11 protein-coding genes are annotated in these 11,553 nt (G+C 63.9%); 4 read left to right on the top strand and 7 right to left on the bottom strand.

Going from position 1 to position 11,553, the window contains the following annotated elements; translation table 11 throughout:
* The 4 genes from VGP39_RS11470 to VGP39_RS11455 all read right to left on the bottom strand — a co-directional run.
* Positions 1-930 (bottom strand): electron transfer flavoprotein subunit alpha/FixB family protein (locus tag VGP39_RS11470; protein WP_327568224.1); only part of this gene is annotated, 930 nt, incomplete at its 3' end.
* Positions 931-1,680, bottom strand: coding sequence for an electron transfer flavoprotein subunit beta/FixA family protein (locus VGP39_RS11465; RefSeq protein ID WP_327568223.1), 750 nt, complete (start codon positions 1,678-1,680; stop codon positions 931-933).
* 259 nt (positions 1,681-1,939) lie between these two features.
* Positions 1,940-2,512, bottom strand: a complete 573-nt coding sequence (locus VGP39_RS11460) for a cob(I)yrinic acid a,c-diamide adenosyltransferase (protein ID WP_327568222.1) — start codon at positions 2,510-2,512, stop codon at positions 1,940-1,942.
* A 256-nt stretch (positions 2,513-2,768) separates the two neighbouring features.
* Positions 2,769-2,963: a twin transmembrane helix small protein gene (locus tag VGP39_RS11455; protein WP_327568221.1), complete on the bottom strand. Its 195-nt coding sequence runs from the start codon at positions 2,961-2,963 to the stop codon at positions 2,769-2,771.
* A 173-nt stretch (positions 2,964-3,136) separates the two neighbouring features.
* Between VGP39_RS11455 and VGP39_RS11450 the strand changes: the two genes are divergently transcribed.
* Positions 3,137-3,997: a YihY/virulence factor BrkB family protein gene (locus VGP39_RS11450; RefSeq protein ID WP_414644640.1), complete on the top strand. Its 861-nt coding sequence runs from the start codon at positions 3,137-3,139 to the stop codon at positions 3,995-3,997.
* Here VGP39_RS11450 and VGP39_RS11445 read toward each other — a convergent pair.
* Together VGP39_RS11445 and gluQRS are read right to left on the bottom strand one after the other, a co-directional pair.
* Complete coding sequence (locus VGP39_RS11445; RefSeq protein WP_327568219.1) at positions 3,924-5,186, bottom strand: ATP-binding protein; 1,263 nt, start codon at positions 5,184-5,186, stop codon at positions 3,924-3,926. The two genes, VGP39_RS11450 and VGP39_RS11445, sit on opposite strands and share 74 nt — an antisense overlap.
* A 105-nt stretch (positions 5,187-5,291) precedes the next feature.
* Positions 5,292-6,164 carry a tRNA glutamyl-Q(34) synthetase GluQRS gene (gene gluQRS, locus VGP39_RS11440; RefSeq protein ID WP_327568218.1) on the bottom strand — a complete coding sequence of 291 codons (873 nt, stop codon included), beginning with the start codon at positions 6,162-6,164 and terminating at the stop codon, positions 5,292-5,294.
* A 126-nt stretch (positions 6,165-6,290) separates the two neighbouring features.
* Here gluQRS and VGP39_RS11435 point away from each other — a divergent pair, with 126 nt between their 5' ends.
* A complete protein-coding gene (locus VGP39_RS11435; RefSeq protein ID WP_327568217.1) occupies positions 6,291-7,034 on the top strand; it encodes a DNA-3-methyladenine glycosylase 2 family protein in 744 nt (247 codons plus the stop codon).
* Positions 7,035-7,123: 89 nt separating this feature from the next.
* Here VGP39_RS11435 and VGP39_RS11430 read toward each other — a convergent pair whose 3' ends face one another.
* Positions 7,124-9,283 carry an FG-GAP-like repeat-containing protein gene (locus VGP39_RS11430; RefSeq protein ID WP_327568216.1) on the bottom strand — a complete coding sequence of 720 codons (2,160 nt, stop codon included), beginning with the start codon at positions 9,281-9,283 and terminating at the stop codon, positions 7,124-7,126.
* A gap of 287 nt (positions 9,284-9,570) precedes the next feature.
* On the opposite strand from VGP39_RS11430, the gene VGP39_RS11425 reads away from it, so the two are divergent.
* Together VGP39_RS11425 and VGP39_RS11420 are read left to right on the top strand one after the other, a co-directional pair.
* Entirely contained in the window at positions 9,571-9,783 is a 213-nt protein-coding gene (locus VGP39_RS11425) for a hypothetical protein (RefSeq protein WP_327568215.1), read from the top strand.
* A gap of 96 nt (positions 9,784-9,879) precedes the next feature.
* On the top strand, positions 9,880-11,553 hold a 1,674-nt coding region (locus VGP39_RS11420), incomplete at its 3' end, for an NAD(P)/FAD-dependent oxidoreductase (protein ID WP_327568214.1).

Here is an 11,553-nt window from a genome sequence, read left to right as displayed (position 1 = left end):
CGCCTCGGTCAGTTCGGGAACCGCCTGATAGAGGTCCGCGACCAGACCGTAATCGGCGACCTGGAAAATCGGCGCGTCCTCATCCTTGTTGATCGCGACGATCACCTTGGAATCCTTCATGCCGGCGAGATGCTGGATCGCCCCGGAGATGCCGATGGCGACATAGAGTTCCGGCGCCACCACCTTGCCGGTCTGCCCGACCTGCCAGTCGTTCGGCGCGTAGCCGGCGTCCACCGCGGCGCGCGAGGCGCCAACGCCGGCGCCGAGCTTGTCGGCCAAGGGCTCGATGTATTTGGCGAAGTTCTCGCGGCTCTGCATGGCGCGGCCGCCGGAGACGATGATCTTCGCCGAGGCGAGCTCCGGACGATCGCTTTTCGCGACTTCCTCGCCGACAAAGCTCGAAAGGCCGGGGTCGTCAGCCGATGCGGCATTCTCGACCGGCGCGCTGCCGCCGTCGCCCGTCGCGGCGAAGGTCGAGGTGCGGACGGTGATCACCTTCTTGGCGTCTTTGGATTTGACGGTCTGGATCGCGTTGCCGGCATAGATCGGGCGCTCGAAGGTGTCGGGCGAAATCACCTTGATGATCTCGGACACCTGCATCACGTCGAGCAAGGCGGCGACACGCGGCATCACGTTCTTGAAGCGCGAGGTCGCGGGCGCCACGAACGCGTCATAACCGGGTGCCAGCGCCACGATCAATGCGGCCAGCGGCTCGGCAAGGTCGTGGGCGTATTGCGGACCGTCGGCGAGCAGCACCTTGGTAACGCCCTTGAGCCTGGAGGCGGCTTCCGCCGCGCCCTTGGTGCCTTCGCCGCCACCGGCGACCAGTACATGAACCTCGCCGCCGAGTTCGGACGCCGCGGTCAGCGCCTTGTTGGTGGAATCCTTTAGCGAGGCATGATCGTGTTCGGCAAGCAGCAGCGTAGTCATCTACAGAACCCCGGCTTCGTTCTTGAGCTTCGACACCAGTTCGCTGACGTCCTTGACCTTGACGCCTCCCTTGCGGCCCGGCGGTTCGGAGGTTTTCAGGATTTCCAGATGCGGCGCGAGATCGACGCCGTAATCGGCCGCGCTCTTGTCGGCAATCGGTTTTTTCTTCGCCTTCATGATATTGGGCAGGCTGGCGTAACGCGGCTCGTTCAGCCGCAAGTCGGTAGTTACGATCGCCGGTCCCTTCAGTTTCAAGGTCTGCAGGCCGCCATCGACCTCGCGGGTCACGTTGAAATCCGAGCCGTCGACTTCGAGCTTCGATGCAAACGTCGCCTGCGACCAGCCGAGCAGCGCCGCCAGCATCTGGCCGGTCTGGTTAGAGTCATCGTCGATCGCCTGCTTGCCGAGGATGACAAGGCCGGGCTTTTCCTCATCGACGATGGCTTTCAGGATCTTTGCGACCGCCAGCGGCTCGACGTTGCCCTCGGCCTTGACCAGAATGCCGCGGTCGGCGCCCATGGCAAGGCCGGTGCGGATGGTTTCCGACGCCTGCGCGGGACCGATCGATATCACCACCACTTCGCTCGCCTTGCCGGCCTCCTTCAAGCGCAGGGCTTCCTCGACGGCGATCTCGTCGAACGGATTCATCGACATTTTGACATTGGAGAGTTCGACACCCGATCCGTCGCTCTTGACGCGGACCTTGACGTTAAAATCGACCACCCGCTTTACCGGCACCAGAACCTTCATCAATCCTCTTTCGTGTGATTTTTGGGTTTATTCGGCTTGGGCGCGGAACCTAAAGGTCCGGCCATGCCCGGTCAACGCGCGAAAGCCAGAAATCGGTGCGCCGCCGCCGCCCCAGACCCTCGTCGTCCCCGCGAAGGTGGGGATCCATAACCGCCGGCGTTTACGACCGCACACAAGCGCTGCAACGCCTTCTCTCCAGTCGAGGGGACACGGCGTATGGGTCCCCGCCTTCCGCGGGGACGACCGCGGGGGGTTGTTTTTACCGGTTCTGGCCGGGGACCCAGAGCACGTCGCCTGCGCCATTATTGTTCACCGAGCGGCTGGCGACGAACAGAAAGTCCGACAGGCGGTTCATGTACTGGATGGCGGCAGCGCTGACCGGCTCATCGGGCTTGGCCGCCAGTTCCACCATGATCCGCTCCGCCCGGCGGCAAATCGTGCGCGCCAGATGCAAATACGCCGCGGCAGGCGTACCGCCCGGCAGCACGAACGAGGTCAGCGGCGCAAGCCCGGCGTTGAGCGCATCGATGTCCCGTTCCAGCCGCGCGACCTGGGTCGACAGCATCCGAAGCCGTTCCGCCGCGCCGTCGCGCTGGGGCACGGCGAGATCGGCGCCGAGATCGAACAGGTCGTTCTGAATCAGGCCCAGCATACGATCGAGTTCCGGCGCCTCGGCAAGGTGCAGCCGCACGATGCCGATGACGGCATTGGTCTCATCGACGGTTCCGTAGGCGGCGATGCGGCAATCGTATTTCGGCCGGCGCTCGCCGCTGCCCAGCGCCGTGGTGCCGTCATCGCCGGTGCGGGTATAGATTCGATTGAGAACGACCATGATCTATCCTCTCCTACCGTGTCCCGGACGCGGTGCGGCATTCTTCATGCCGCTCCGCAGAGCCGGGACCGCCACGAATCAAAGCGTCATTGCCGGGCTTGACCCGGCAATCCATCTTCTTCGCACGAATCTTCCGAAGATGGATGGATGCGCGGGTCAAGCCCGCGCATGACGAAGTTCCTTGTGTGTAACGGCCCCGGCTCTGCAGCGCACCACGCCGTGAAGAACGGCGCGCTGCGTCCGGGGCACGAAACCATCACCGCCCCATCGCCCAGACCGCCAGCATGGTGATGACGATTGCGACGAATTGCAGCAACACGCGCAACCGCATCAATCGCTGTGAGCGGTTCGGCGAGCCGCCGCGCATCATGTTGAGGAGGCCCAGCAGCAGCACCAATGCTACGGCGCCGACCGCCACGGGCAGCAGAATCGAGCTCAAAAATGTTGCCATCGCCGGTTCATAACACCGCGCGCAAGGCGGCGCCATTGCTCACATTCGGGCGAGGCCGCGGCGCAACGATCTGGCCTTTTATCAAGTAATATCAGAAGGTAGCGCGGCTCAATCCGCGTTCTGTGCCATCAAGGTGAAATGTGAGACAGATTCGCTACGTCTATCTGGTAGCCATGGACGCGTTCTACACGTTTCTGGCCGATGACGGCTGGGCGATCGCAAGCCATATCGCGCTCTCCACGCTGATGGCGCTGTTTCCGTTTCTGATCGTGCTGACATCGCTGGCCGGATTTTTCGGCTCCAAGGACCTCGCCGATCAGGCCGCAAGCCTGATGCTGCAGGTCTGGCCGCTCCAGGTCGCCGACGCGCTGTCGGGGGAAATCCACGACGTGCTGACCACCACCCGCGGCGATGCGCTGACCATCGGCGCGATGCTCGCGGTGTATTTTGCATCGAACGGCGTGGAGAGCTTGAGGGTTGCGCTCAACCGCGCCTACGCCGTGATCGAACCGCGGCGCTGGTACTGGCTGCGGCTGGAATCGATCGGCTACACCCTGATCGCGGCCTTCACGGCGCTGGCGATGGCGTTGTTCATCGTGCTCGGACCGCTGGTGGTGGAGGCGGCGCGGCGTCACATTCCGCTGATCGTCGAGACCAACGAACATTTCGTCAACGTCACGCGTTACAGCATCACCATCGTGGCGCTGGTCATTGCGCTGTTCATTCTGCATGCGTGGCTGCCCGCGGGCCGCCGCAGCTTCCTGCAGATCCTGCCCGGCATTATCTTCACGGTGGTGGGATCGCTGGTATCGGGCATCGTGTTCGGACAGTATTTGGCGCGCTTCGCCAACAACTACGTCACCATGTATGCCGGCCTCGCGTCGGTCGTGATCGCACTGGTGTTTCTGTATTTCATCGCCGCGGTGTTCGTCTATGGCGGCGAGTTGAACGCGGCGATCATCAAGTCGCGGCTGCCGCGCGGCGTGACGCTTCAAGCAGCGCAGTCGCTAGCGCCCGCGGAGAAACAGGCTTGACCAGAAAGGCGTCGGCGCCGGCGGCGCGCGCGGCCGCCTCGTCGTCGCCGCGGCCGGAGACGCCGATGATCGCGATGCGTCCGGCCGGCCCGTCCAGCGCGCGGATGCGGCGGATCGCCTCGATGCCGTCGATGCCCGGCAGCACCATGTCCATCAGCACCGCGTCGAAGGCGCCTTGCGCGACCCGTTCCGGCGCGGCCTCGCCGCGCCCGATGAACTCCGCACTATGGCCGAGTTCGGTGAGGATCGCGTTGAGCACGACGCGGCCGAACGGATTGTCCTCGACGCTGAGAACGCGCAACGCTGCCGCCTGATCCGGCGACGCACCGGCGTCGTCATCGGACATGATGGTCACCGGCCCCTTCGCCAGGGTCAGGATCACCGTCAGCCTGAAGGTGGTGCCGCCGCCGCGCCGCTGTCTGACCTCGATGTCGCCGCCCATCGCGCGCGCGAGTTGCTTGACCGAGGACAATCCAAGCCCGGCGCCGCCGAAGCGCTGCGCGATCGAGACATTGGCCTGCGAAAACGGGCGGAACAGGCGCTTGATCTCGGCCAGCGAAAGGCCGATGCCGCTGTCGGAAACCGCGAAGGCGACGCCGACCCTGCCTTTCGGCGCGCGCGCCGGCGTGACGTTGAGCGCGACGCTGCCGGTTTCCGTGAATTTTACGGCGTTGTCGACAAGGTTTTCCAGCGCCGCACGCAGCCGCACCGGATCGCCGATCACGAATGCCGGCAGCTTTTCCGAAATCTCGACGGAGGACTGCAAGCCCTTGGCGGCGGCTCGCCCCGCAAGCGAATCGCCGACGTTACGCGCCAGCGCGCGCAGATCAAAAAAATCCTGCCGCACGCCGAGACCGGAGCCGCCGCTTCGGGCGGCGTCGACGAACAGGGTCGCCAAGCCAGCGAGATGTTCGGCGCCGGCCTTGATGGTATCGACCCAGCGCCGCTCGCGCTCATCGAGATCGGAGGTGGCCAGGAGATCGCTGACCGCCAGAATTCCCGTGAGCGGCGTGCGGACTTCGTGCGCGAAAGCGGCGAGCGCGGTCTCGACCATGTTCGGGGTGGCGCGCGTGCCGGCGGCGGGTCTTGGCGCGCGTTTTTTTGGCGCGCGTTTTTTCGGCGTCCGCCTTGTCGGCGTTCGCTTTTTCAGCGTCATTGCGCTGCGCGGTGAGCGCGATTTGCGCGCCATGATTCCCCCGACCCGGCCGGCGCCACCATGCCATGGCCGGCCCGGCAGAGTCACGCCGGAGGCAATATCCGGCCTGCGTTTGGCTTGCGGCAAAGTTCAGGCAAATTAAGGCAGCCCGGCAAGGCGGCGGATGTCGGTGGGGGTGGCGCCGGCCGCGCGCAATTCCCGCAATCCGGTGGCTGAAGTCGATTTGGAAAGCTTGTGCCCGGCGGCGTCGCGGACGAGCCGGTGATGGCGGTAGGCCGGCTGCGGCAAATCCAGCAGCTTCTGCAGCAGGCGATGCACGGAGGTCGACCAGAACAGGTCCTGCCCGCGCACCAAATCGGTGACGCCCTGCAGCGCATCGTCGATTACCACCGCGAGGTGATAGCTGGTCGCCGTCTCCTTGCGCGCCAGTATGACGTCGCCCCAGAGCTGCGGCTGCGCGGTCACCATGCCGGTCTCGCGGCCCGGACCTTTCCCCCGCTCGATCCATGCCAGGCTGCCGGCGCGGGCACGGGCCGCGGCCATATCGAGCCGCAGTGCATAGGGCGCGCCGGAGCCGAGCAACCGCTCACGCTCGCCGGGCGAGAGCAATTTCGCCGTGCCGGGATAGAGCGGCGCGCCGTCGGGATCGCGCGGCCACGGGCCGTTTGTTTCCCTTTGCGCCACCAGCTTTGCAATCTCGGCGCGGCTTTCGAAGCTCGGATAGATCAGGCCTTGCGCGGCGAGCCGCGCCATCGCGTCGCGATAATCGGCGAGATGTTCCGACTGCCGCCGCACCGGCGTTTCCCATTCAACGCCGAGCCAGGCGAGGTCTTCGACAATCGCGGCCTCGAATTCCGGGCGGCACCGCGCCCCGTCGATATCCTCGATGCGCAGCAGCAACCGCCCGTCGGCCCGCCGCGCCAGATCGCAGTTCAGCAGCGCCGAATAAGCGTGGCCGAGATGCAGATAGCCATTCGGGCTCGGCGCAAAACGGAAAACGGGTGGCGGCATTATGCTGAAGTCCGTCATTGCCGGGCTTGACCCGGCAATCCATCTCTCGAAAGAGTCTGTTACGATAGCAGATGGATGCGCGGGTCAAGCCCGCGCATGACGCTCGTATGGAATGCTCGCCACTTCATGACCGTCCACCTCAACACCCAGCCCGACCTCGACGACGCCATCCATGCTTTGGTCAGAGAGGACCCGCGGCTTAAGGCCATTCTCGAGCGCACTGGCATGCCGGCGTTGCGCCAGCGCGAGCCGGGCTTTGCGGGCCTTGCCGCGATCATTACCGGCCAGCAGGTCTCGACCGCCAGCGCCGCGGCGATCTGGGGCCGGGTCTCGGCCGCGTTCGATCCGTTTCATCACGACGCGTTGCGCCGCGCCCGCGCCGATCGCTTGGGAAAGCTCGGACTGTCCGGCGCGAAGATCAAGACGCTGAAGAATCTGGCGCGCGAACTTGCCGCCGAACGGCTCAATCTCGAGTTGCTGGCGGAAGAGGATGCCGACGCCGCGCACAACACGCTGACAAAACTGCACGGCATCGGCCCGTGGACCGCCGATGTCTATCTGCTGTTCTGCCTCGGCCACGGCGACGCCTGGCCGGCGGGCGACGTCGCCCTCCAGGAAGCGGTCAAGGTCGGCCTCGGCCTCAAGACACGGCCGACGGCGAAGCAGATGACGCCGCTGGCCGAGCCATGGCGGCCGCTGCGCGGTGCTGCGGCGCATCTGTGGTGGGCCTATTACAAGGTGCTGAAGGCGCGCGACGGCGTCATCGCGGGACAGGCAAAGTCGAACGCCCTTTCAAACAACCCGCCTGTCGCAAAACCGACATCTGCGAAGGCGAAGATCGCGGCAGTAAAAACGGACTCGCGAAAATGAACGCCTCCATCCGGCTGGAAACGGCACGGCCATCGGTGACCTGCATGTACAGGTCATCCGACGGCCCGCAGTCCGTCTCGCAAAGCCTGCTATGCGATGATGTGCCAGTTGTCCGGCACCGAGCCCAGCGGATTGCTGCTCAGCAGCGTGCCGTCGTCCATGTCCCAGATCGCAAGCGGACCGGCGTCGTTGCGCCATAGAATATCGCTCTTGTGGTCGCCATTGTAATCGCCGATGCCGGCGATATTCCAATTGGCGGGCACCGAGCCCAGCGAATTGCTGCGCAGAAGCGTGCCGTCGTCCATGTCCCAGACCGCCACCGCGCCGGCGTCGTTGCGCCACAGGATGTCCGACTTGCTGTCGCCGTTGAAGTCGCCGGTGCCGGCGATGTGCCAACTGGCCGGCACCAAGCCCAGCGAATTGCTGGCGAGCATGGTGCCGTCATCCATGTCCCAGATCGTGACCGCACCGGCGTCGTTGCGCCACAGGATATCGGTCTTGTGATCGCCGTTGAAGTCGCCGGTGCCGGCGATCTTCCAACTGTCCGGCACCGAGCCCAGGGAGTTGCTGCTGAGCAGCGTGCCGTCATTCATGTCCCAGGTCGCGATGGCGCCGGCATCGTTGCGCCACAGGATGTCGCTCTTGCCGTCGCCGTTGAAGTCCCCGGTCCCGGCGATGTGCCAGTTGGCGGGCACCGAGCCCAGCGAATTGCTGGCGAGCATGTTGCCGCCGTCCATGTCCCAGATCGCAACGATGCCGGCATCGTTGCGCCACAGGATATCGGCCTTGTGATCGCCGTTGAAGTCGCCGGTCCCGGCAATCTTCCAACTGTCCGGCACCGAGCCCAGGGAATTGCTGCTGAGCAGCGTGCCGTCGTTCATGTGCCAGGTCGCGATGGCGCCGGCGTCGTTGCGCCACAGGATGTCGCTCTTGCCGTCGCCGCTGAAGTCCCTGGTTAGCGCATAATTGACCGCGGAAGCGGCTGCGAATGACGAACTTGCAACCACGCCGTCCGCGAACTGGAAGTTTTCAACACCGTTGATCGCGTCGGTTCCGTCGGGGGACCCGCCGCGCAGGTCGACCGCCGTGAACATCTGGGTCGCGGAATTATAGCTGACCAGATAACTGGCTTTGGTTCCGGAGAATGCCGCCGTGTCGGTGCCGGAGCCACCGATGATGACGTCATTGGCCGCGCCGCCGACGAGGAAATCATTTCCGGCGCCGCCATCGAGATAGTTCGCGATCGCATTTCCCGTGATGGAATCGTTGCCCGAGCCTGCAATCGCGTTGTCGATATAGGATCGCGGATCGCTGTTGTACAAATAAGCGTTGAAGATGTTTCCCTGCGCATAGTGGCCGTTGCCGAGATAGGCGAGCTGGGTCGCCGACGTGATCGATGATGCACCGGGATTGAGATTGATCGTCTGCGCGGTGCTGTAGTTCGACAGATCATAGGTATCGACGCCGCCGCCGTCCCAGACCGTCATGAAGACGCGATTTGCCGACCCGCCAATGCCTCCGCCCGGTGCGGGCTGCGCGACGCCGTTGATGAACTCCTGCCCGGTAGTCGGATTCCACGAATAGGTGGTATTTTCGCCATGGGTGGCGAAATTCGCACCATACAGCGTCTGCAGCGCGAGAATGTCGTTCGCCATATAGGTCTGGGGATAGCCATAGGCTTCAGCGGTGTAGCCGGTAAGCGGGCTGCCGACGTAGCTGTGATAGCTCATCACCGTGAATTCGGAATCGTCATGCGCAGCGGGTACCGCGACATTGGCGACGCCGCCGATCTCCTGGCTGTGCTTGAGGCCGAAGGCATGTCCGAGTTCGTGGATCGCGGTGGCAAAATAGTAATTGCCGAGTTTCGCCTGCGAGTAATCGTAAGCGGTGCCGAACCAGATGTCGCCGCCCGTCCCGGCCGAGTTGTTGGACGGGTAATAGGCGTAGGACGTCGGATTGGCGGCGGAGGATTGCGCGACCTGGATATTGGCGCTGTTGGCGCCGGCGAACTGGATCGAGGCGTTGGTATAGCCGAGGATCAGGCCGACCGCATAATGGATGGCGGCCTGCTCGGCGGCGGGAGCCTGCGAAAAACCGGTGGTCGGCTCATTTTTGGTGCTGTAGCCGGAGAGATAGTCGGTGGGTGCGTCGGGGAAGCTGTAGGTGATGGTGCCGGTCCATTTGGCGCCGCCCAGCAGGCCGTCGATTTCCGCGTTGTTGGTCCTGGTTACAGTTACAGAAGTAGCCAATTGAAGTTCTCCGGGGAGAAATCGTCGCGCGATTGGCGCACGGTGTTCACGTCTAGCCAGACTTGCTCTACGTTTGGCTTAACTTAGGCGGGTCAGGTTGCAATTCGGTTACAACACTCTGTTAATCTTCACGAGTTCCCGCGATCGGAACCAACTCGATGGGTCGCCTTGTGAAACGAACGCAACACAGTGGGAGAACCGGCCGCATTGCCCGTTCGGCGGCGGCATGGGCCACTATACTGCTTTTGCCCGATCCAGATCATCTGCTTTGCGAAAGGCACTTTTTCATGTCCAAGATCGCCGCCGCCGACCAAGCACAAAAAACCGTTCGCGACAGCACCACTCCGCCCGCGCGAAATCCCAACGCGGCCGTTGAGGAAGAATATCAGTTCGCACTGCGGAAGGGCACCGCGGCGGCGCTAGAGTTGTTCATCGCGCGTCACCCGGACACGCCGCTCTCCGAAAAGGCCCTGGCCGATCTGCGGCGGCTGTCGCGGTAATCTACCGCAGCGCACAACCCTTTCTGCGCAAGTTCCGACGGTGTAGGTTTTCCATCTAAAAAGCGCCGCGCGGAACGGGCGGCTTTGGGAACGACAATGCTGGACAAGACCGACGATGTCTCGATAGCCGCCGACCACTGGCTGGCGCAGTTCGAAAATGCGCTGGCAAAATCCGGCGGTGGCCTGCTCAAAACCCTGTTTCATCCCGACAGCCATTGGCGCGATGTGCTGGCGCTGAGTTGGGACATCCAGACGCTCAGCGGCGCGGACGCGATCTTGAGCGCGTTGAAGGCGCATGCCGGCAAAAGCCGGCCGGCCGGTTTTGCGATCGATCCCGCTCGCACCGCGCCCCGGATGGTGACGCGCGCGGGCACCGATGCGATCGAAGCCATGTTCAAGTTCGAAACCGCTATGGGACGCGGCGGCGGAATCGTGCGGCTGATCCCCGACGCCAACGACGACAATGTGCTGAAGGCCTGGACGCTGCTGACGACGCTCGAGGAGCTTAAGGGGTTCGAGGAACAGGCCGGAAAATCCCGGCCGCGGGGCCAATCCTATTCACGCGATTTCCGCGGCCCCAACTGGCTCGACTTGCGCAAATCCGCCGCCGAATATGCCGACCGCGACCCGGTCGTACTGGTGGTCGGCGGCGGACAGGCCGGGCTGTCGATCGCGGCGCGGTGCAAGCAATTGAACCTCGATACGCTGATCGTGGACCGCGAGGCGCGGGTCGGCGACAACTGGCGCAACCGCTATCACGCGCTGACCCTGCACAACCAGGTGCAGGTCAACCACCTGCCCTATATGCCGTTCCCGCCGAACTGGCCGACCTATATCCCCAAGGACAAGCTCGCCAACTGGTTCGAAGCCTATGTCGAGGCGATGGAGCTGAACTACTGGACCTCCACCGATTTCGTGGGCGGTAGTTACGACGAACAGCAAGGCCGATGGAAGGTAGCGCTGCGCCGGCCCGACGGCACCACGCGCACCATGCATCCGAAGCATGTCGTGCTGGCAACCGGCGTCAGCGGCATTGCGAATTGGCCGGACATTCCGAGCCTGAAGAATTTCGGCGGCACCGTGCTGCATTCCAGCCAGTACGACGACGGCGAGAACTGGAAGGGCAAGCGCGCCATCGTCATCGGCACCGGCAACAGCGGCCATGACATCGCCCAGGACCTTTATTCGAGCGGCGCCGAGGTCACGCTGGTGCAGCGCAATCCGACCCTGATCACCAACATCGAACCGTCGGCGCAACTCGCCTACGAGGCCTACAATGAGGGGACGCTCGACGACAACGACCTGATCGCAACCTCGATGCCGCTGCCGGTCGCGAAAAAGAGCCATCAGGGGATCACCGACCGTTCGAAGGAACTGGACAAGGATCTGCTCGACGGCCTGCGGAAAAAAGGTTTCAAGCTCGATTACGGCGAGGACGGCACCGGCTGGCAGTTCAAATATCTCACCCGCGGCGGCGGCTATTATTTCAATGTCGGCTGCTCGGACCTTGTCATTTCAGGCGCGATTGGCCTCGCGCAGTTTTCCGACATCGACGGTTTTGTCGCCGAAGGCGCGCGGCTGCGTGGCGGCGAGACAATCGCCGCCGACCTGGTCGTGCTGGCGACCGGTTACAAGGGCCAGCAGCATCTGGTGCGAAAGCTGTTCGGCGACGAGGTCGCCGACCGCGTCGGCCCGATCTGGGATTTCGGCGAGAACCAGGAACTGCGCAACATGTATGTGCGCACCGCGCAACCGGGCCTGTGGTTCATC

Source organism: Bradyrhizobium sp. (assembly GCF_036009065.1).
Lineage (GTDB): Bacteria > Pseudomonadota > Alphaproteobacteria > Rhizobiales > Xanthobacteraceae > Bradyrhizobium.
The sequence above is the reverse complement of the archived record's forward strand: the minus strand, read 5'-3'. Positions and strand labels throughout refer to the sequence as shown.

Coding starts and splice junctions, on each gene's coding strand:
- VGP39_RS11460 (WP_327568222.1), bottom strand. CDS start 2,512: ATGGTCGTTCTCAATCGAATCTATACCCGCACCGGCGATGACGGCACC.
- VGP39_RS11425 (WP_327568215.1), top strand. CDS start 9,571: ATGTCCAAGATCGCCGCCGCCGACCAAGCACAAAAAACCGTTCGCGAC.
- VGP39_RS11450 (WP_414644640.1), top strand. CDS start 3,137: ATGGACGCGTTCTACACGTTTCTGGCCGATGACGGCTGGGCGATCGCA.
- VGP39_RS11455 (WP_327568221.1), bottom strand. CDS start 2,963: ATGGCAACATTTTTGAGCTCGATTCTGCTGCCCGTGGCGGTCGGCGCC.
- gluQRS (WP_327568218.1), bottom strand. CDS start 6,164: ATGCCGCCACCCGTTTTCCGTTTTGCGCCGAGCCCGAATGGCTATCTG.
- VGP39_RS11435 (WP_327568217.1), top strand. CDS start 6,291: ATGACCGTCCACCTCAACACCCAGCCCGACCTCGACGACGCCATCCAT.
- VGP39_RS11445 (WP_327568219.1), bottom strand. CDS start 5,186: ATGGCGCGCAAATCGCGCTCACCGCGCAGCGCAATGACGCTGAAAAAG.
- VGP39_RS11465 (WP_327568223.1), bottom strand. CDS start 1,680: ATGAAGGTTCTGGTGCCGGTAAAGCGGGTGGTCGATTTTAACGTCAAG.